Source organism: Marisediminicola sp. LYQ85, from assembly GCF_046600695.1.
Lineage (GTDB): Bacteria > Actinomycetota > Actinomycetes > Actinomycetales > Microbacteriaceae > Marisediminicola.
Genome location: NZ_JBKIWO010000001.1, coordinates 321,141 through 340,960, shown reverse-complemented (window position 1 = coordinate 340,960; position 19,820 = coordinate 321,141). Strand labels below are relative to the sequence as shown.

Below are 19,820 nucleotides of genomic sequence, written 5' to 3'. Positions count from 1 at the left end.
TCACTCCGTCGAGCGCGCGCGTTTCGCGACGATGCTCGACCTGATGCCGAGCAGGATCGTGGCCGCGGCGTATCCCAGGAGGGCGATTGCGACGACGGGGATGATGACCGCACGATTCTCCCCGTTGACGACCGAGTTGACGAAGCCGACATAGGGCACGGCGTACCAGACGCGACCCTGCACCTGCTCCTCGAGGACAGCCTCGGGGTCGGGGTCGGAGTTGTTGTCACCCTGCAGCTGGAACGTGCGTGTTCCGTCGGTCACGGCGGTGATCCCGATGATGCGATGCGTGATCACGGTGGGGTCCCCCGAACGGATCTGGTAGGTCACCACGTCTCCGATGACGAGCTCGTCGGGGTCGACGGGCTCCACGACGATGAGTGTGCCGGGCGGGAGTCCCGGTTCCATCGAGCTCGTGAGGATCGTGAGCGGAGTCGCCCCCGCGAGCTTCGGAACGACGATGAGGATCGCGGCGAGCGCCACGACGAGGGCGAGGAGACCCACGCTCGCGCCGAGACCGATGTAGTGGCCGATTCCGCGCTCACGCGACTCGTCACGCCTGGCTCGCCGCTCGCCTCGCACGGGCGCGGTGTCGTTCGGCGCCTGGGGTGAGTCCGTCATCACTGCCCTAGCGGGGTGTCATCGTGAAGAGCTGGTTGGCCGCACCCGAGCACGGCGCGGTGTTCATCTGCGATCCCGATCCGGTTGACGTCACACACTGATTATTCACCCGGCTGACGATGGTGTACCCACCCGCTGCGGAGACGATCGTGAACGCCTGGTTGGCTCCACCGGTCTGCGACCACAGCTGCATCCCGCGCGAGTTGGTGTTGACGTCCCACACGCGGCTCGTGTTGACGCCCGAGTGCACTCGGAAGGTGCCGTCGTTCAGCTGCACGAACTGGAAGAGCTGCGCGGTCGACGTGGAGCACGACGCGCCGTAGAGCAGCGCTCCGTCGTTGCCGCTCGTCGTCGTCACGCACACGCCCGTCGAGGGGTTGGCGAGACGCATCCAGCGCCCTTCGGTCACGGGGAGGGTCGTGATCGTGACCGTCGACACGGCGGACCAGTTGCCCGCGGCGTCTCGCGCGCGGAGGTCGTAGCGGTAGGTCGTGCCCGCGGTGAGCGACGTGTTGGTGATCTGGTACGACGGAGCGGCCGCGGGGCTACCGGAGTACACGACGACGTTGTCCCGTCGCAGCTCGTAGCCGGTGACGCCCACGTTGTCGGTCGACGCCGCCCACGAGAGGGTCGTCTGGGTGCGCGTGGTCGCGCTCGCCGTGAACGATCCGGGAGCCGAGGGGGCGGCCGAATCGGTCGACGTCTGGGTCGCGTTCGCCGAGACCGATCTGGTCCACGACCCGAGGGTGGCGGTCATAGTGGCGAGCACTCGCGTCGAATCGGTCGAGAGCCCCGAGGCGGTCGACGCCGTGAGCGACGTGCGCACGCAGTAGACGGCCGTCGCGCCGGCCTTGACGGTCGCCGAGACGGTTGCGCCGCGCTCGAGTTTGGCCGAGGCGGTCGCGGTCGCGGGCACGGGGGCGCTCGCGGTGCACGCGCTCGCGGCCGCGACGGGCCAGGTCTGCGTGTCGACGGCGCGGGCGAGATTGTTTCCCGTCTCGCTCTTGTAGGTCATCGACAGGGTCGACTCGACGCTTCCCGTATTGGTGAGGGTCACGGGCACGGTGCGCGCGAGGGCGCTCGCGGTGTAGTTGTGGGCGAGCGAGGAGAAACCGGATTGGCCGACGCCGACCGCCCCCGTCGCGACGGTTCCGGATGTCGTCGCGGTGCTGCTCCAGTAGGCGTGACTCGCCCCCGTGCCACCGAGAACGGCGAAGACCACGAGACCGGCGATGACCGCGATGCGGCGGGTAGGCCGCATCAGGAACGCACCTGCGTCGCCGAGACGTCCATGCGGAACGTCGCGCTGCTGTTCTGGGTCGACGCCGGCGCGTCGAGGTCGACCGTGACCTTGAGGCACAGAGCCATCGACTGTCCCGGCTGGAGGACGACGGGCGACGCCGAGGTGGTGAAGCCGACGAGGCGACCCGTCATGCCTCCGGTGACGGCGGGAGTGCACGAGGCCGTCGGGACGAGGGTCACGGCGAGTTCGTTCGCGAGAGCGTTGGTCTGCGCGATGATCGTGGTCGTCGCGACGCTCGCCGCGACGGGGGTCGTGCCCGTGTTCTGGAGGGTGAGCGGCGCCGCGACCGACTGGCCGGGACCGATTGTCGAGAGATCGAGGCTCGCGAGGTCGTGGGTCGTCGACCCGTCGATGGTGACGGCGGTCGAACCCGACGAGACGACGGACGCGTCGACCGAGGTGCTCGAGGTCCAGAGCGCGTAGCTCGTGCCCGTCGCGGCGAGGGCGATGACGACCGCGATGAGGACGACGACGACGACGGCGAGAAGCGCGCGGATCGCGGAGAGACGGGGCCGAGAGGAGATCGCCGTGGTCGCGCGGTGCCTGGCCATGGGATCTCCTCTCGGTGACGCACGAAGCGCCGCATCATTCGGGCGGTGCGGGTCGTGCTCTTCGGGTGCCGCACCGTTCGGGCGGTGCGGGTCGTGCGGGGTGTTGCGTCATCCTCGGGGGGAGGAGGCTCGGTGTCCCGTGAGGGAGGGGATCCGGCCGGTCGCGCTCGGTTCGGGCCGAGCGCGACCGTCGGATCGCGCGCGGATTAGGCGCGGGTCTGCTGCAGCGCGAACTGGATGGCGCTGAGGTCGAGAGTCGCGCCCTGCGCGGTCTCTCCGGTCACATCGGCGGGGAGCTCGACGGTCGCGGTGATCGTCGCGGTCGACGGCGTCGCCGAGTCTGCGGAGATCGTGTAGACGCCGGGGGCGGTCGCCTCGTCGATCGTGTCGCCGGCGACCGCGACGTCGATGTCGACGAACGGGAGCAGGGCGCCGCTGATGCTCGTGGGGACGAGCGTGAGGGTCGCGTCGAGGTTGTCGCCGGTCGCGTCGATCGTGACCGTCTGGACGAACTCGAGTCGGTCACCCGGAACGATGCGGTAGTCCGCGATGTTCGCGATGGCCTCGCCACCGGCGGGTGCGTCGCTCGAGACGTTCTTCCAGGTGCCCGCGGCCGCGGCGTCGATGGTGAGCGTGCCGGCCGAGACGGCACCGACGTTCATGGTCTCGGTCGAGTTCCACAGCGCGAAGGTTCCCGCGCCACCGAGCAGAAGGGCGATTCCGGCAGCTCCGGCGATCGAGCCTTTGACGAGCTTGTTCATGGTGAATCCTTTCGTGGCGCAGGACGGCGCCGCTGATCCGCGCTTCGGGCACGCAGCAGCAATCGCCGCGATGCCCGCAGCGTCGCGGTGTTCGGGTGGTGGGGATGTTCGGGTGGTGAGGTCGTGCCGACCGGGGAGAGTGGGTGGCTGCGATCTCAGCGATCTCATGCAAGCGCATCGTTTCCCGATGACTCAACCGTAGAACGGACAGACCGCCCTGTCTATCCACACAAGACCCCCACTACGGGGGCCGGGATGTGCCCCTCGGGCTGCGTCTTCAATATGCGGATATCGTTGATTTTGCGACGCCAATCAACGGATTACTCGATTTGAGACGTGGACAACGAGGCAATCATTCTGTATATGCGTTTGCATACAGCAATGCGACGGGCAATGGGGTACAAAACCATTCGCGCACTAGACAGAGTCGTCTATCAGCGTTCTCTGCGTGCTCGGCAGATCTCGCGACCCTCCACCCGACCGCGGTGCGATCGTGACGTGCTCCCTCCCGGCCGCGCAATCGCCCTATCGCTTTCCCCCGCCGCGGTATAGGGGCACCCTCAAGGTCGGGCGAAGGGCGCGTGCGCCGGGATAAGCGGGTACGGTCGAATGGTGGCCACCTCACTCGAAACGAAGATGGGCCGTATTCCCATCAGACACCTGTCCCCCCAACAGCCCGAGAATCTCTGGCCGGCGAAGGCCTACGTCGGCGAGGTCGTCCCGTTCGCGGCGACGGTCTTCAAAGAGGGCCACGATGTCCTCGGCGTCGACGTCGTTCTGACGACACCTCGCGGCGTCGAGACCGTGCACCGGATGCGCCCGGGCGCGCCGGGAACCGACCGCTGGCACGCGAGCGCGGTCGTCGACGAGTCGGGTGAATGGACCTACCGCGTGAGCGCGTGGCTCGACGACTGGGAGACCTGGCTCCACAACGCCGAGATCAAGATCGCGGCGGGAGTCGACGTCGACCTCATGCTCACGATGGGTGCGGAGTTGCTCGCGCGTGCCGCTGCGGCGACCCCCGCTTCGACCGTGCTCGCCGACGCGGCGACTCGCATGGCGAGCGAGAGGCTCCCCGTCGAGGCTCGATTCAGCGTCGCGACGGATGCCCGCGTGGCCGCCGCTCTCGCGACCGCTCCGCTCCGCAGCCTCATCACCGAGAGTGGACCGCGCCCCATCAGGGTGGAGCGCGAGCGCGCCGGGGTGGGCGCCTGGTACGAGTTCTTCCCCCGCTCCGAGGGGGCGAAGCAGAAGAAAGACGGCTCGTGGGTGAGCGGAACCTTCCGCACCGCCGCCAAGCGCCTCCCCGCGATCGCGTCCATGGGCTTCGACGTCGTCTACATCCCCCCGATCCACCCGATCGGCACGACCAATCGCAAGGGACCGAACAACACCCTCACCGCGGGCCCCGGCGATCCGGGATCCCCCTATGGAATCGGCTCGGCCGACGGCGGTCACGATTCCATCCACCCCGAGCTCGGCACCGAGAAGGACCTCGCGTTCTTCGTGCGCGCGTGCACGCAGAGCGGACTCGAGCTCGCGATCGACATCGCGCTGCAGGCATCCCCCGACCACCCCTGGGTGACCGAGCATCCCGAATGGTTCACGACCCTTCCCGACGGCACGATCGCCTATGCCGAGAACCCGCCGAAGAAGTACCAGGACATCTACCCCCTGAACTTCGACAACGACCCCGAGGGCATCTACCAGGAGATGCTCCGCATCTTCCGCGTCTGGCTCGGCTACGGAATCAAGATCTTCCGCGTCGACAACCCGCACACGAAGCCCCTGCAGTTCTGGGAGCGCCTCATCGCGGAGATCCTCGACGACGACCCCGACGTGATCTTCCTGTCCGAGGCGTTCACCCGCCCCGCGATGATGCGTTCCCTCGCGGGGGTCGGCTTCCAGCAGTCGTACACCTACTTCACGTGGCGCAACACCAAGGTCGAGCTCGAGGAGTACCTCGTCGAGCTGTCGAAAGAGACGAGCGACTACTTGCGCCCCAACCTCTTCGTCAACACCCACGACATCCTCCCGCCCTACCTCCAGTTCGGCGGCCAAGCGGCCTACAAGGTGCGTGCGGCGATCGCCGCGACCGCGTCACCGACCTGGGGCGTGTACTCGGGCTACGAGTTGATGGAGAACATCGCTCGCCCCGGGTCGGAAGAGAACATCGACAACGAGAAATACGAGTTCAAGCAGCGCGACTGGGCGGCAGCCGAGGCCGAAGGGCGCACGCTCGCTCCCTACCTGACCCTCCTCAACCGCATCAGAGCGCAGCATCCGGCTCTCGTCCAACTGCGCAACCTCGAGGTGCACTGGAGTGACGACGACTCGATCCTCGTGTTCAGCAAGTTCATCGACGGCGAGTTCACCGCGTCGGGCGAGAGCGACGCGATCATCGTCGTCGCGAACGTCGACCCGCACTCCGTGCGCGAGACGACCGTGCACCTCGACCCGACGAGGTTCGGCGTCGACCCCGCCTCGCTCTTCGACGTCACCGACCTCGTGACCGGCGAGACATTCACGTGGGGCCTCGACAACTTCGTGCGCCTCGACGCCTTCACCGAGCCCGCGCACATCCTGCGCGTCGAATTCCCGAAAGGCACTCCATGACCGGATCGCTCGACCTCACTCCCCCGACACCGTCGGGCGGACCAGCACTCCCCGACCTGCACCCGGGCCTCGTCGCCTCGATCGTCGACGGCAGACATCCTCGTCCGCACGACACCCTCGGCCAGCACGCCTTCGAGGGCGGCATCGTCATCCGCGCCCTGCGGCCCCTCGCCGAAGGCGTGACAGCGGTGCGGGCCGACGGCTCGCGCATCGCGCTCACCCACGTCTCCGACGGGCTGTGGCAGGGTTCCGCCCCGGCACCCGCGTCGGCATACGAGCTCGAGACGTCGTACTCCGACGGACCCGACTGGATAGCGGGCGACCCCTACCGGTTCTCGCCGACCGTCGGCGACCTCGACCTCTACCTCTTCGGCGAGGGGCGCCACGAGCAGATGTGGACCGTCTTCGGTTCTCACCACCGCCCTCACGAGGGTGTCGCGGGAACGTCGTTCAGCGTGTGGGCTCCGCACGCGAAAGCGGCGAGGGTTCTCGGAGACTTCAACGGCTGGCACGGCGTCGGGCACGCCATGCGCCGGCTCGACGACAACGGCGTGTGGGAGCTCTTCGTCCCGGGCGTCGAGCCCGGTGCGACCTACAAGTTCGAGCTCCTCACGCAGAGCGAGGAGTGGGTCTCGCGGGCTGACCCGATGGCTCGCTACACCGAGGTGCCCCCCGCGACCGGATCCCGCGTCGGCGTGAGCGACTATGAGTGGAATGACGGCGACTGGCTCGCCGCTCGCGCCGCGAAAGACCCGCACAACTCCGCGATGAGCGTCTACGAGATGCACGTCGGGTCGTGGCGTCCCGGACTCGGATACCGCGAACTCGCCGACGAGCTCATCGACTACGTCACCGACCTCGGGTTCACCCACGTCGAGTTCATGCCGCTCGCCGAGCACCCCTTCGGCGGCTCGTGGGGCTACCAGGTCACGGGCTACTTCGCCCCGACGAGCCGCTTCGGCCACCCCGACGACCTCCGTTATCTCATCGACCGCCTGCACCAGGCGGGCATCGGCGTGATCATGGACTGGGTTCCCGGCCACTTCCCCAAAGACGAGTGGGCCCTCGGCCGATTCGACGGCGAAGCGGTCTACGAGCACTCCGACCCCCGCCGGGGCGAGCAGATGGACTGGGGAACCTACATCTTCAACTTCGGCGACTCCCAGGTGCGCAACTTCCTCGTCGCGAACGCGCTCTACTGGATCGAAGAGTTCCACATCGACGGGCTCCGCGTCGACGCCGTCGCGTCGATCCTCTACCTCGACTACTCGCGCGAGGCGGACGAGTGGCTCCCCAACGTCTACGGCGGCCGGGAGAACCTCGAGGCGATCAGCTTCCTCCAGGAGGTCAACGCGACGACCTACCGGCGCAACCCCGGCGTCATCGTCATCGCCGAAGAGTCGACCGCGTGGCCGGGCGTCACGAAGCCGACATCCGTGAGCGGTCTCGGGTTCGGCCTCAAGTGGAACATGGGCTGGATGCACGACACGCTCTCGTACATGCAGACCGACCCGATGTACCGGGCCTATCACCACAACGAGATCACCTTCAGCATGGTGTATCAGTACACCGAGAACTTCCTCCTGCCGATCAGTCACGACGAGGTCGTGCACGGCAAGGGGTCGCTGCTCGCGAAGATGCCGGGCGACCAGTGGCAGAAGCTCGCGAACCTGCGGGCCTACCTCTCGTTCATGTGGGCGCACCCCGGCAAGCAATTGCTCTTCATGGGCCAGGAGTTCGGTCAGCCGTCCGAGTGGTCGGAGGAGCGGGGTCTCGACTGGTGGATCCTCGACCAGCCCGTGCACCGCGGACTCCAGCGCCTCGTCGCCGAGCTCAACCGCGTCTACCGCGATGAGGCCGCTCTGTGGGAGCAGGACAACGCCGAGACGGGGTTCGAGTGGATCGACGGTGGTGCCGCCGACCAGAACGTCGTCTCGTTCCTCCGGTGGTCGTCCGACGGTCAACCGATCGCCGTCGTGATGAACTTCTCGGGTGCGCCCGTGGGCCCCTATCGACTGGCTCTCCCGTTCGCCGGGGTGTGGGAAGAAGTGGTCAACACCGACGCCGAGCAGTTCGGAGGCTCGGGGGTCGGCAACTTCGGCACCGTCACGGCGACCGACGTGCCGTGGGCCGGTCGCCCCGCGAGCGCCGATCTGACTCTGCCTCCCCTTGCGGGGCTGTGGCTCAAGCTCCGACGCGAGCCCTGAGGCACGAGACTCGGGAACGACGAAGCCCGGGAGTCGACATGACTCCCGGGCTTCGTCGTGCTCGTACTGACGTCGTGGCGGGTGCTCAGTAGAGCAGCATCGTGAGGCGGCGCCTCGCGGCTGTGACCCGCGGGTCGTCGGCACCCGCGATCTCGAAGAAGTCGAGCAATCGGGTGCGCACGGCGTTCTTGCCCGCAGCGTCGAGATCCGGGAAGAGCGAGAGCAGCCTGTCGAACGCGTCGTCGAGGTGACCGCCCGAGACGTCGAGGTCGGCGACCGCGAGCTGGGCATCGACGTCACCGGGAGCGGATGCCGCGGCAGACCGGATGCTCTCGGCCGACTGCGAGCCCAGGCGGTGCAGGAGCGACACTTGCGCGAGCCCCGCGACGGCGAGCTGATCGCGCGGGTCTTGCGCGATCGCCGTGCGATACGCCGCGATCGCCGCGGAGTAGTCACCGCGGTCGATCGCGTCGTAGGCCTCCTGGTGGTGAGGCGGGAGGGGCTCCTCGACGGGCTCCGCGGCGTCGTTCTCGTCGGGAGCGGGAACCGTTCCGGTCACCCCGTTCTGCGCGGCGAGGGTCAGGACCTGGTCGAACACGCTGCGTGCCTCGGCCTCGGGGAGCTCCCCCTCGAAGAGCGAGAGCGGGCGTCCGCCCACGACGGCGGCGACGGTCGGGGCGACCTGGGCCTGGAACGCCTGCTGCAGCTGCGGGTTCGCCGTCGCATCCACGCGCACGAGCACGAGACGCCCCGCGAACGACGTGACGAGCGTCGAGAGGGATTCACTCGGGGCGCCCGCGTAGAGCTCGACGATGACGGGCACCGTCTTCGAGAGCTCGAGAACGCTCGTGAAGCTCGCGTCCGAGCCCTCGACGACGAGCTGCTGACCCGAGGGCGCCGCCGTGCCACCCGCCGGGGCCGGCGCCGCGGAGCCCGCGGGCGGGCGGACGAGAGATGAGAGGTCGACGGCGCCGCGAAGGCTCGCGGCAGACGGCGGGACGTTGGTCATGGAATCTCCTGTGCGCTGATGAGGCCTTGACTGAAACCGAGAAGAACGATCTTCTCGTCACTGCCGACCGGGGGGACGGAGAACAGCAATTGGTCACCGTAGGTCGCGGTGACGCCCGTCTCCGAGCCGGTCACTCCCGAGAGCGTCTTGGTCGCGCCCTCGGGGTTGATCGTCGCGCCGTCCTCGACGGGGGTGACCGTCTCGGTCTCGGTCACGTAGACCGACACGAGGGCGCCGGACTCGTTGGTCGCGAGGGCGATGGTCTCGGCGTCGCCCGCCTCGACCGAGAACTCGATGGCGGCATCCTCGTCGAGAGCCTCCTCGCGCGCCTCGCGCGCCTCGACACCGACGTTGGCGACGAACCCGTCGTTCTCGACGTCGAAGAGGTCGAACGAGTCACTGTCGGCACCGGAGTTGAGAACGTCGATGTAGGCGGGGAGCAACTCACCTGGGGCGAGCGAGAGCAATCGCGATTCGGGGCCGAGTCGCGGCGCACCGACCCCCTCGGGGGCGAGCGGCGGGATGACGACGTCGGGCTCGAGAGTCACGGCGTAGTGCACCTTGTACATCGAGCGCGGGGTCTCCTGGATGAGCGTGAGCGCGATCGGCGCGGCGTTCTCGTCATCGTCGGCTCCCGAGACGACGGCGAAAGCCGTTCTCGGCCAGGCATCCGCGTCGCGGGGAAGCTGCTGGGGAAGGCTCACCTCGACGGGGCCCGAGGGGATCACGGGAAGAGCGGCGAACGAGCTGTCGTCGGAGCGGATCTCGTAGTTGCTCGCGCGGAGCTCGAGCGCGGGTCCGGCAAATCGCTCGGCGAGCTCGTCGGCGTCGAGCGAGGCGTCGGCGTTCTCCGCGACCTCCGAGACGTCGCGCACGATCGACTCGATCTGCCCGACCGTCACGGTCGGCGGCTGGATCTCCTCGACGGTCACCGCTGACGGTGACGGGCTCGCGGAGGGCGACGGAAGCAGATCCTCGGCATTGAAGTCGTCGAAGAGGTCGGTCGAGCATCCCCCGAGAGCGAGCGAACCGATGAGCACGGTCGGAAGCACGACGGTCATGCGGCGGATCGATCTGCGCCCCTTCGTCTGCGTGACCGCCTTCGGCTTGCGCACGCGGTAGCTCTTCTGTCTCGGGAGCTTCGGCATGCGCGGTTGCTTCGGCGGGGCGATGCTCTTGCGTCGCGGGCCACGGGATCGACGCTGGTGCAGGAGGGCCCACAGCAGGAAGACGAGCGCGAGGAGGAGCATGAAGGCTCCCGCGAGGATGAGGGGACCGGCCCACGGTGTGCGATTGTCGAGCGGCCAGGTGATCGAGACATCCGTCGGGGCGGGGGCGACGCCGTCGGAGACGACGAGGAGCGAGAGCTCGTCGTTGAGGCTCATCTGCATGTCGAGGGATCCCTCCCCCTCGTACTCGCGCAACCACAGGTCCGAACCGGCAGGAGACGGGACCTCGATCTCCTCCCCCTCGACGACCGACGATTCGAGCGACTGGGTCTCGGCGTCGAACGTCACGGTGTTGTAGGAGGTGTCGCCGATCCACGCGAGCACGTCGCCGGTGCGGCCGTAGGAGGCGAAGACGGTGTCCGACCCGGCGAGAGCGACAGACTGGCGCCCCTCGAGGGCGTCGAGGGTCGCCCCGTCGATGACGGTGACGGTTGCGTCTCCCGTCGTCTGCACCGAGGCGGTGAGCGAGTCGGGGTCGGCGAGCACGGTGCGCTGAGCGACCCCGTAGCCCGCGAGCACGACCGCGATGACGAGGCTCACGATGGCCAGAACAAAACGCACGGATTACTCCTCTCGTGTTGCCGAACCCGCACAGCGGAACCCCGGTCCGCTCATCGAAGCACGCGTCGCGCGCGGAGCGGTGGGGGGTCGATCCGGCCGATGACGACCGGAAGGCAACAGGCAAAGACAGTCAAGAATAGCCGAAGACGCGCGAACGGTAGCCGAGGGTTCGCTGACCGGGCAACGAAAACGCCGCCGTCGCTACACTCGTGACTGATTCGACGGCACCCGGGTCGAGCCGAACTGCAAGGAGATACCGTGGCGAGCGACGACGAGACTTTCACGACCGCGATGCGCGGATACAACCGCGACGAGGTCGACAAGGCGCTCGGCGATCTGCGCCGAGAGCTCATCAAGGCCAACAGCGACAAGGCCGAGGCGGTCACCGAGGTCAAGCGACTGCAGGGTTCGGTGAGCCAGCTCGAAGCGGAGATCGAGGAGAACGGCGCCCCCACATACAGCGGTCTCGGCACGAAGCTCGAGAACATGCTCCGGGTCGCCGAGGAGCAGTCGACTCGGCTCATCGGTCAAGCGGATGTCGATGCCGAACGCATGCGGACGAGCGTGCAGAACGAGGTGCACTCCCTGCGCGTCGAGGCGATGGAATCGTCGGAGGCGTTCGTCGCCCGCGCCGAGGAGCGCGCCGCGGCGATCATCGACGACGCCGAGAACGAGGCGCAGCACACGCTCGAGCGCGCCGCCGCCGAGGCACAGCGGCTGACCGACGACGCCGTGCGCGAGGCCGCCGCCATCCGCGGAGCGGTTGCGACGGAAGCCGCAGAATCGAGAACGACCGTGCGACGCGAGGTCGCCACCGTTCGCGCCGACGCCGACAGGGATGCCGCAGAGATCCGCGCCGTCGCGGCACGCGAGACGAGCGAGGCTCGCGAGCACGCTGCGGCCCTCGCACGCGACACCGCGAAGGGCAGGGCGGAGTTCGAGAGCATCGACGCGAAGCGCCGGGGTGACCTCGACCGCGAGGTCGAGCAGAAGACCACCGACCTCACCCGGCACGTCGAGACCACGACGGCCGAGCTCGAAGCGACCGTCGCTCGCGTGACGGCGGAGCTCGCTCGCGAGGTCGAGGCGACGCGAGCGGACCTCGACGCCGACGTGACCGAGACGCGCGCCGCGCTCGAACTCGAGACGACGACGAGGCGTACGGGACTCGACCGCGACGAGACGACGACGCGAGCGACGCTCGAGCGGGAGACGGCCGATGCGTGGGCGGCTCTCGCCGCGGCGAAGGCCGATCAGGAGGCCGAACTCGCTCGCGAGATCGACGAGGGCCGCGCCGCTCTCGCGCGCGAGATGGAGGACGCACACGCGAGGCTCGCCGCCGAGACGGAGCAGCAGCGCACCGCACTCGAGCGCGACCTCCTCGACGGCAGAGCGGCGCTCGATCGCGAGGTCACCGACCGACGGGCCGAACTCGACCGAGAACTCGAGGCCAAGCGAGTTGAGCTCGACGCCCGCACGACTGCGGCCTACGCGGTGCTCGACGAGACCACGACCGCGACCACGACGCGTGTCGACGCCGAAGCCGAGAAGGCTCGCGCCGAACTCGCGGCCGAGATCGCGACGGCCAGAGCGACCCTCGAGGCCGACACCGCCACCGCGCGGGCCCAGCTCGAGCACGACATCGATCAGCAGCGAGCGGATGTCGCACGCGAGGTCGCTCAGGAGCGCGCCGACCTGCGGCGCGAGGCAGACGAGACCCGCGCCGCTCTCGCGTTCGAACTCGACGAGACGCGCACTCGCATCGTCGCCGACACCGACCAGGCGAGGATCGACCTCGACGTCGAGTTGACCGCGAGGCGAGGCGAGGCGGAGCAGGAGTTCCTCGCGAAGCATCAGGAGGCCGTCGCCCAGCTCTCGAAGTTCCAGGACGAAGCGGACCGCCAGCTCGCCGAGACCACCGCGCGCGTGGCCGACCAGCGCGCCGAAGCCGACGAGCTCGAACGGGAGTCCCGCGAGAGGGCGGCGGCGGCGGCGGCCGAGGCCGACGCCACGGCGAACGAGGTCATCTCGACGGCCGAGGCGCGAGCACGCGCGATGATCTCGGAGGCGGAGACGCGCACGCAGGCGCTCGTGTCCGACGCGGAAGAGCGACTGGCCAAGATTAGGATTGAGCGCGAAGCGGTCGCCGGCTACTTCCAGGGGCTCCGCGGCATGTTGAATCACGCGGAAGAAGCCTCCGCCGACTGAGCGGAAATCGAGGGGCCCCGTGAAGATCCACAACGCGTTCCGATTCGGTCTATTCGGTGCACTCGGCGTGCTCGTGGCAGTCGCGATCGGGGCGGCCATCACGTCGCTCGCGACGATCCTCACCTACATCGGTGCGGCCATCTTCCTCGCCCTCGGATTCGATCCATTCGTCACGTGGCTCGAGAAGAAGGGCATCAAGCGGCCGTTCGCAATCCTCATCGTTCTCGTCGGCGTGCTCTCGGTGGTCGCGGGACTCGTCCTCGCCATCGTCCCCGTGATCGTCGATCAGGTCGACACCCTCATCGTGCAGGTGCCCATCCTCATCGCGGGCATCGAAGACGAGTCGCTCATCGACGAGGTCAAGCAGAATTTCCCGTGGCTCGACGTGGACCTCGTGCTCAACGAGATCACGAGCGCCGTGCAGGATCCGCAGTTCATCGGAAACCTCGGCGGCGGAGTGCTGCAGGCGGGCATCACGATCGCGACAGGAGTCACGGGCGCGCTCATCGTGATCATCCTGATGCTCTACTTCATCGCCTCGCTCGCCAACCTCAAGCGCGGCATCTACACGCTCGTACCGGCGTCGAAGCGACCGGCGTTCATCGACATCACGGAGCAGATCAGCGCCTCGGTCGGTCGCTACGTGGTCGGCCAGGGCACCCTCGCACTCGTGAACGGTGTGCTGTCGTTCATCGTTCTCACGTTCGTGATCAGGGTCGAGTACTCCGCGCTCCTCGCCTTCATCGCGTTCCTCGGATCCCTCATCCCGCTCGTCGGAACCATCACGGCCTCCATCACGATCACCCTCGCGGTGTGGCTCTTCAACGGAACCCCCGAGGTCTTCTATGTCGCCGGGTACTACCTCGTCTACATGCAGATCGAGGCATACGTGCTCAATCCGCGCATCATGACCCAGGCCGTGCAGGTGCCCGGCGTCATCGTCGTCATCGCGGCTCTCTCCGGCGGAACCCTGCTCGGTATCCTCGGGGCGCTCGTGGCCATCCCCGTCGCGGCCTCGATCCAGCTCGTCATCCGGCAGGTCGTCGTGCCACGGCAGAACGAGCTTTAGTCAGCCCTAGTCGTTCCACTCCTCGGGCAGCGGGAGCACACCGGGGTTCAGTCGCGCGACGATCTCGGTGAGCACGCGCCTCGTCTGATTCTCGCCGACCCACAGGTGTTTGCCCTCCTCGACCGCCACGATCTCGGCGTCGGGGATGCTCGCGAAGCGTTCGATGGCTGCCTCGGGACGCAGATAGTCGTCGAGTTCGGGGATGAGCGCGACGACCCTCTTGCCACTGTCGGCCCACGCGGCGACCTCCGCGTCGGACGTGCGGTGCAGCGGGGGCGAGAGCAGGATGACTCCCTCGACGTCGGCGGAGCGCCCGTGCTTGAGAGCGACCTCCGTTCCGAATGACCAGCCGACGAGCCATGCAGCGGGGAGACCCCGGGCGGCGACGAAGTCGAGTGCGGCTGCGAGGTCGTGCTGTTCGGCGATGCCCTCGCCGAACTCCCCCTCGGAGGTTCCGCGGGGAGACGTCACCCCCCGGAAGTTGAATCGGAGCACCGCGATGTCGGCGAGGGCCGGGAGCCGCGCTGCTGCCTTGCGGATGATGTGGGAGTCCATGAAGCCGCCCGCGGTCGGCAGCGGATGCAGGGCGACGATCGTGGCGACGGGCTCCGCGCTCTCCGGCAGAGCGAGCTCTCCGACGAGAGTCAGCCCGTCGGCCGTCGTGAGTTCGATGTCTTCTCGACGCGCCGGTAGCACGACAGAACTCTTGATCTCCACGGGGTCTTCTCTCTCGTTGTCGCGGACCCTAGGAGATCCGCCAGCAGTGCGTGTGCCAGTGACGGCGCGCGGCGAGGTCGTCGGCTTCGCCCATGAGTCCGTCGGCGCGCCAGACGACGACGTGCGCCGTTCCCGGTGTCACCGCGAGCGAGCACCCCGGGCACACGTAGGTCTTGGTCGATGCGGGAACCTGCTGCACGGTGAAGGAGCGACCGCGCTTGGACTCGACGGTCGCGCGACCGCGCAACGCGTTCGCGATGTCGTACTCCTCATCGCTCGCGCCGCCCCCGTTGCCGCGACCTCGCGCTGAGCGAGGGCGGTTGCTGCGGGGCATCCCTCCAGTGTACGGCGGAGGGTCAGTACCAGCCCTGGGCCTGGCTCGCACCCCACGCACCGCACGGGCTTCCGTAGCGATCCGCGATGTATCCGAGACCCCAGGTGATCTGAGTCGCAGGGTTCGTCGCCCAGTCGCCGCCGGCCGACGCCATCTTGTTGCCGGGGAGGGACTGCGGAATGCCGTAGGCACCGCTGCTCGGGTTGGCGGCGAAGGTGTTCCAGCCCGACTCCTTGTTCCACAGCGAGACGAGGCAGGAGAATTCGCCTTCGCCCCATCCGCGGGCGAGAACCATGTCGTGGGCGATCGCCTGCGCGGACCCGGGATCGGGCGTGCCGGCGACGGGAGCGGTCGCAGGAGCCTCCGGCTCGGCCGACGCGACGTCGTCACTTTCGGTCTCTTCGGGAGCAGCAGCGACCTCGACGGGCTCGGGCTTGCCGGTGACGCCGTAGGAGTCGCGCGACACCGTCGCGGTCTCGACCGTGCCGACAGCGAGGTTCTGAGTCGTTCCCTGCTCGATCTGCGCCATGACCGCGGCCGCGGCCGCGTCGTTCTGCGACATCGGCGAGGTGACCGAGACGAGCACGAACGCGAGCGCCGCGAAGGAGGCGAACATCGGGAGGGTCGTTCCGCGCCGACGCATCTTTCGTCGTTGAGCGGAGTCTCCTGCGGTCGAGAGCGACGGCGTGGAGAACACGAGATCAGTGTGACGGGCCATATTTATAACATTTTAGACCATAGTGTCGGATTCGCCGCATCGAGACCGCTTCCGGTGCCCCGGAAGGTCTGTCACGTCACGCGCGAACCGAGAGCATGACGTCGACCACGGCGTCGAGGACCATGTCGACCTGGGCCTCGCGGTAGCCGTGTCGCACCGACCGGAACGCGACGGTGCGCACGTCGTCGACGGTCACGCTCGCGCCGTCTTGGAAGTACCTCGTGAGACGCTCGGCGAACGCATCGACGTCGCGCACGTCGTATCCCGCCGTCAACCGACCGGCGCGATCGAACTTCGCCCCCTCGGGTCGGGCCAGTCGATCGAGGATCTCCTGTGCGCGCTCCCGAGCGCGCGAGAACCACTCCTCGTCTCCGAGCGCCTGCACGGCGGCCTCGCGCTCACGCACGGCGAACGCATCCTCGAGCCTCTCGAGGGCGGCATCGACGCTCGCGGGCGAGTAGCCGCCTTTCTGCATCGCGAACGCCGTGTTGCGGATGCTCGCGGCGGTCACGACCGTGAGCTCGCCGGGCTCGGCCCCGTAGGCGCGTCGAGCATCCTCGAGGAAGTCCTCGACCTGCTCGACATCGTAACCGAGAACGGATCGACGGGTGCGGGGGAATGTTGTGCTCACGCAGACATTCTGCCGCACGCCCCGACGAGGGCCGTAACCCCGCGGACGGTCACGCGAAGAGCAGGTAGAGCACGTAGGCGGCCGCGGCACTCGGGAGCACCGAGTCAAGTCGGTCGAGGAAGCCCCCGTGCCCGGGGAGCCACGTGCTGATGTCTTTGATGCCGAGGTCGCGCTTGATGAGCGATTCGGTCAGGTCGCCGACCGTCGCCGTCGCGACCATCGTGAGACCGAAGATGAGCCCGAACCACCAGGGCTGCCCGAGCATGAAGAGTGCGAGGAGCACGCCAGCGAGAACCGCGACGAGGGCGGATCCGGCGAATCCCTCCCACGTCTTCTTGGGGCTGATGCGCGGGGCCATGGGGTGCTTGCCGAAGAGCAGTCCGCTTGCGTACGCCCCCGTGTCGGTCGAGATGACCACGATCAGGAAGGCGAGAGTCCACCACTCCCCGCCGTCTTGAGCGGTGAGGAGAACCCCGAACCCGCCGAGGAATGGCGCATAGGCGACGATGAGCGTTCCCGCCCCGATGTCACTCCAGAACTGCTTGGCGGGGACGCGCCCGGTGGGGGTCGCGAGTTGGGCCGTGCGCGCGAGGGCGAGCAGGACGACCGCCGCGAGGAACGAGAACCACAGGCCCTCTCCCTCGAAGTAGAAGATCGCGGGCACCATCGCGACCGACACCGCGACGGCGGCGAACCGGGGGACGTCGCGGCCCGCGAAACGGAGCGCGCTCGCGAGCTCGAGCGCCGTGAACGCCACGAGGGCCGAGGCCACGAGCATGAAGAGCTCTTTGACGACGATGAGGCTCAAGAGCATGCTCACGCCGAGAACGAGCCCGAACAGGATCGCGAGGGGGAGGTTGCGCCCCGTGCGCTCCTCGAGCCTCTCGTTCGCCTGATCGAATTGCGCGCGTCTCGCGGCGACCTGAGCCACGATGTCGTCGCGCGTCGCGAAGGCTCGAGCCTCGAACTCGTCGCGACGCCTGGGCGGGCGGTTGTTCGCGAGAGGTGTCTGGGGGCCTTCCGGAGAGTCCGACATTCAGACCTCGAGCAGCTCGGCTTCCTTCTTCTTGAGCGCGTCGTCGATCGCGTCGATGTGCGCCTTGGTCACGGCTTCGAGTTCCTTCTCCCCGCGGCTGACCTCGTCGTCTCCGACCTCGCTCTTGAGTGCGTCGAGATCGTCCTTGGCCTTGCGGCGGATGTTGCGGATCGACACCTTGGCGTCCTCGCCCTTGCTGCGCACGATCTTGACGAACTCCTTGCGGCGCTCCTCGGTGAGCTCGGGGAGCGTCACGCGGATGACTTCGCCGTCGTTGCCGACGTTCGCGGAGAGGTTCGGCGCACTGACGAGGGCCCGCTCGATGTCTTTGAGCGCGCTCTTGTCGTAGGGCGTCACGAGGAGCGTGCGCGCCTCGGGGTTCTGCATGCCCGCGAGCTGCGCGAGGGGGGTCGGCGAGCCGTAGTAGTCCACGAGGATCTTCTGGAAGAGCGCGGGGTTGGCCCGGCCGGTCCGCACGTTGCTGAAGTCGTCTTTCGCGGCCTCGACCGACTTGTCCATCTTGTCTCTGGCTTCGGTCATGACGTCGGCAATCACGCTGTCTCCTTCGGTGGGGCTTGAGTCGAGTTTAGTCGCGGCAGATCAGTTGGAGAGCAGGGTGCCGATGCGGTCGCCGCGGATCGCGCCCGCGACGTTGCCCTCGGGGGCCATCCCGAAGACGACCATGGGCATGCCGTTGTCCATGCACAGGCTGAACGCCGTCGAATCGACGACCTTGAGACCGCGCACGAGGGCCTCCTGGTAGGTGATCGTGTCGATCCGCTCGGCGGAGGAGTCTTTGTTGGGGTCGGCGGAGTAGACGCCGTCGACCCCGTTCTTGGCGACGAGAACGACGTCGGCGTCGATCTCGAGGGCACGCTGCGCGGCGACGGTGTCGGTCGAGAAGTACGGGAGCCCCGCTCCCGCACCGAAGATGACGACTCGCCCCTTCTCGAGGTGTCGCTCGGCGCGACGCGGGATGTACGGCTCGGCGACCTGGGTCATCGAGATCGCGGATTGCACGCGCGTGGCGGCACCGGCCTGCTCGAGGAAGTCCTGCAGGGCGAGCGCGTTCATGACGGTGCCGAGCATGCCCATGTAGTCGGCGCGGCCACGATCCATGCCCCGCTGGCTCAGTTCGGCGCCGCGGAAGAAGTTGCCTCCGCCGACGACGATCGCGACCTCGACATCCTGCGCGGCCTCGGCGATCTCTCGCGCGAGAGCGCTCACGACGTCGGGGTTGACCCCGAGGGAGCCACCGCCGAAGGATTCGCCTGAGAGTTTCAGGAGGACTCGACGTCTACCGGTGTCTGATGTCATGGGGGCTCCTCGCGTGCGGCTCGTTACAGGGTAGGGGGTCGGGCATCGAAAAGGGGTCCGAGCCGCTCACGCGACTCGGACCCCTCGACACACGTGGTGTTACGCGCCGACCTTGAAGCGGGCGAACCCGGTGACGGTGACGCCGGCACTCTCAAGCACCTTCGCGACGGACTGCTTGTTGTCCTTCGCGTAGTCCTGCTCGAGCAGTGCCACTTGCTTGAAGAAGCCCGTGATGCGCCCCTCGATGATCTTCGGAAGAGCGGCTTCGGGCTTGCCCTCGCCCTTCGCGATCTCCGTGACGATCGCTCGCTCGCGCTCGACCTCGTCGGCCGGAACGTCGTCGCGGCTGAGCACCTGCGGGTCGGCGAACGCGATGTGCTGCGCGACACCGCGAGCGGTCTCGGCGTCGTCACCCGTGTAGCCGACGACCACGCCGACCTGCGGCGGGAGGTCCTTGCTCGTGCGGTGGAGGTAGACCTCGAAGTTGTCACCCGTGACGACGGCGACGCGGCGGAGCTCGATCTTCTCTCCGAGCACCGCGGCCTCGTCACCGATGAGTTCGGCGACCGACTGCTTGCCGGCGGGAGCCGCGAGGGCTTCCTCGACGGTCGTCGCACCCGCGGTCGACACGAAGTCGAGCACGTTCTGGCCGAGCGCGCCGAAACGGTCGCCCTTCGCGACGAAGTCGGTCTCGCACGCGAGCTCGATCATCGTCGTCGCACCGGATGCCTGAGTCGCCGCGACGAGCCCCTCGCTCGTGGAGCGGTCGGCACGCTTCGCGTTGCCCTTCGCTCCCTTGAGACGGAGGAGCTCGGTGGCCTTGTCGAGGTCGCCGTCGGCTTCCACGAGGGCGTTCTTGGTGTCGACCATCCCGGTGCCGAGGCGGTCGCGGAGGGTCTTGACGTCAGCGAGGCTTACGTTTGCCATCTGGG

General features: G+C 68.0%; 18 protein-coding genes. 4 read left to right on the top strand and 14 right to left on the bottom strand.

All coding sequences use genetic code 11. From position 1 onward, the window contains the following. The 4 genes from ACLHG5_RS01530 to ACLHG5_RS01515 form a co-directional block, all read right to left on the bottom strand. Positions 1–621 (bottom strand): signal peptidase I, encoded by a 621-nt coding sequence (locus ACLHG5_RS01530; protein WP_411317664.1) that lies wholly within the window; start codon positions 619–621, stop codon positions 1–3. 7 nt (positions 622–628) lie between these two features. Continuing rightward, positions 629–1,882, bottom strand: a complete 1,254-nt coding sequence (locus tag ACLHG5_RS01525) for an RICIN domain-containing protein (RefSeq protein WP_411317663.1) — start codon at positions 1,880–1,882, stop codon at positions 629–631. Next, complete coding sequence (locus ACLHG5_RS01520; RefSeq protein WP_411317662.1) at positions 1,882–2,475, bottom strand: hypothetical protein; 594 nt, start codon at positions 2,473–2,475, stop codon at positions 1,882–1,884. Before ACLHG5_RS01520 ends, ACLHG5_RS01525 begins: the two co-directional genes overlap by 1 nt. Positions 2,476–2,681: 206 nt before the next feature. Next, entirely contained in the window at positions 2,682–3,236 is a 555-nt protein-coding gene (locus ACLHG5_RS01515; protein ID WP_411315960.1) for an alternate-type signal peptide domain-containing protein, read from the bottom strand. A 636-nt stretch (positions 3,237–3,872) separates the two neighbouring features. On the opposite strand from ACLHG5_RS01515, the gene ACLHG5_RS01510 reads away from it, so the two are divergent. Beyond that, positions 3,873–5,852 (top strand): alpha-1,4-glucan--maltose-1-phosphate maltosyltransferase, encoded by a 1,980-nt coding sequence (locus tag ACLHG5_RS01510; RefSeq protein WP_411318395.1) that lies wholly within the window; start codon positions 3,873–3,875, stop codon positions 5,850–5,852. Beyond that, positions 5,849–8,059, top strand: coding sequence for a 1,4-alpha-glucan branching protein GlgB (gene glgB / locus ACLHG5_RS01505; RefSeq protein ID WP_411317661.1), 2,211 nt, complete (start codon positions 5,849–5,851; stop codon positions 8,057–8,059). The genes ACLHG5_RS01510 and glgB overlap by 4 nt, the downstream gene beginning before the upstream one ends. Before the next feature lie 85 nt (positions 8,060–8,144). Here the strand turns inward: glgB and ACLHG5_RS01500 are convergent, their stop codons facing one another. Together ACLHG5_RS01500 and ACLHG5_RS01495 are read right to left on the bottom strand one after the other, a co-directional pair. Continuing rightward, positions 8,145–9,068: a tetratricopeptide repeat protein gene (locus tag ACLHG5_RS01500; protein ID WP_411315962.1), complete on the bottom strand. Its 924-nt coding sequence runs from the start codon at positions 9,066–9,068 to the stop codon at positions 8,145–8,147. Next, entirely contained in the window at positions 9,065–10,858 is a 1,794-nt protein-coding gene (locus ACLHG5_RS01495; RefSeq protein WP_411317660.1) for a hypothetical protein, read from the bottom strand. Before ACLHG5_RS01495 ends, ACLHG5_RS01500 begins: the two co-directional genes overlap by 4 nt. A 258-nt stretch (positions 10,859–11,116) precedes the next feature. On the opposite strand from ACLHG5_RS01495, the gene ACLHG5_RS01490 reads away from it, so the two are divergent. Together ACLHG5_RS01490 and ACLHG5_RS01485 are read left to right on the top strand one after the other, a co-directional pair. After that, positions 11,117–13,066, top strand: coding sequence for a DivIVA domain-containing protein (locus tag ACLHG5_RS01490; RefSeq protein ID WP_411317659.1), 1,950 nt, complete (start codon positions 11,117–11,119; stop codon positions 13,064–13,066). Between the two features lie 19 nt (positions 13,067–13,085). Continuing rightward, positions 13,086–14,135 carry an AI-2E family transporter gene (locus ACLHG5_RS01485; RefSeq protein WP_411317658.1) on the top strand — a complete coding sequence of 350 codons (1,050 nt, stop codon included), beginning with the start codon at positions 13,086–13,088 and terminating at the stop codon, positions 14,133–14,135. A 6-nt stretch (positions 14,136–14,141) separates the two neighbouring features. On the opposite strand, the gene ACLHG5_RS01480 is transcribed toward ACLHG5_RS01485, so the two are convergent. The 8 genes from ACLHG5_RS01480 to tsf all read right to left on the bottom strand — a co-directional run bounded on the left by ACLHG5_RS01480 (position 14,142) and on the right by tsf (position 19,815). After that, positions 14,142–14,852 carry an alpha/beta hydrolase gene (locus tag ACLHG5_RS01480; protein WP_411315966.1) on the bottom strand — a complete coding sequence of 237 codons (711 nt, stop codon included), beginning with the start codon at positions 14,850–14,852 and terminating at the stop codon, positions 14,142–14,144. 28 nt (positions 14,853–14,880) lie between these two features. Further along, positions 14,881–15,186 (bottom strand): hypothetical protein, encoded by a 306-nt coding sequence (locus ACLHG5_RS01475; protein ID WP_411315967.1) that lies wholly within the window; start codon positions 15,184–15,186, stop codon positions 14,881–14,883. A gap of 22 nt (positions 15,187–15,208) precedes the next feature. Next, entirely contained in the window at positions 15,209–15,904 is a 696-nt protein-coding gene (locus ACLHG5_RS01470; protein ID WP_411317657.1) for a lytic transglycosylase domain-containing protein, read from the bottom strand. A gap of 76 nt (positions 15,905–15,980) precedes the next feature. Further along, on the bottom strand, positions 15,981–16,535 hold the full coding sequence (locus tag ACLHG5_RS01465; protein WP_411317656.1) for a DivIVA domain-containing protein: 555 nt from the start codon (positions 16,533–16,535) through the stop codon (positions 15,981–15,983). A 49-nt stretch (positions 16,536–16,584) separates the two neighbouring features. Next, a complete protein-coding gene (locus ACLHG5_RS01460; RefSeq protein ID WP_411315970.1) occupies positions 16,585–17,571 on the bottom strand; it encodes a phosphatidate cytidylyltransferase in 987 nt (328 codons plus the stop codon). Continuing rightward, positions 17,572–18,126: a ribosome recycling factor gene (gene frr / locus ACLHG5_RS01455; protein ID WP_411315971.1), complete on the bottom strand. Its 555-nt coding sequence runs from the start codon at positions 18,124–18,126 to the stop codon at positions 17,572–17,574. A 45-nt stretch (positions 18,127–18,171) separates the two neighbouring features. Beyond that, a complete protein-coding gene (pyrH, locus tag ACLHG5_RS01450) occupies positions 18,172–18,888 on the bottom strand; it encodes a UMP kinase (protein ID WP_411315972.1) in 717 nt (238 codons plus the stop codon). Positions 18,889–18,987: 99 nt separating this feature from the next. Continuing rightward, the gene (gene tsf, locus ACLHG5_RS01445) at positions 18,988–19,815 is read right to left on the bottom strand and encodes a translation elongation factor Ts (RefSeq protein WP_411315973.1); all 828 of its coding nucleotides are present in this window, start codon (positions 19,813–19,815) and stop codon (positions 18,988–18,990) included. Between the last annotated feature and the right edge of the window lie 5 nt (positions 19,816–19,820).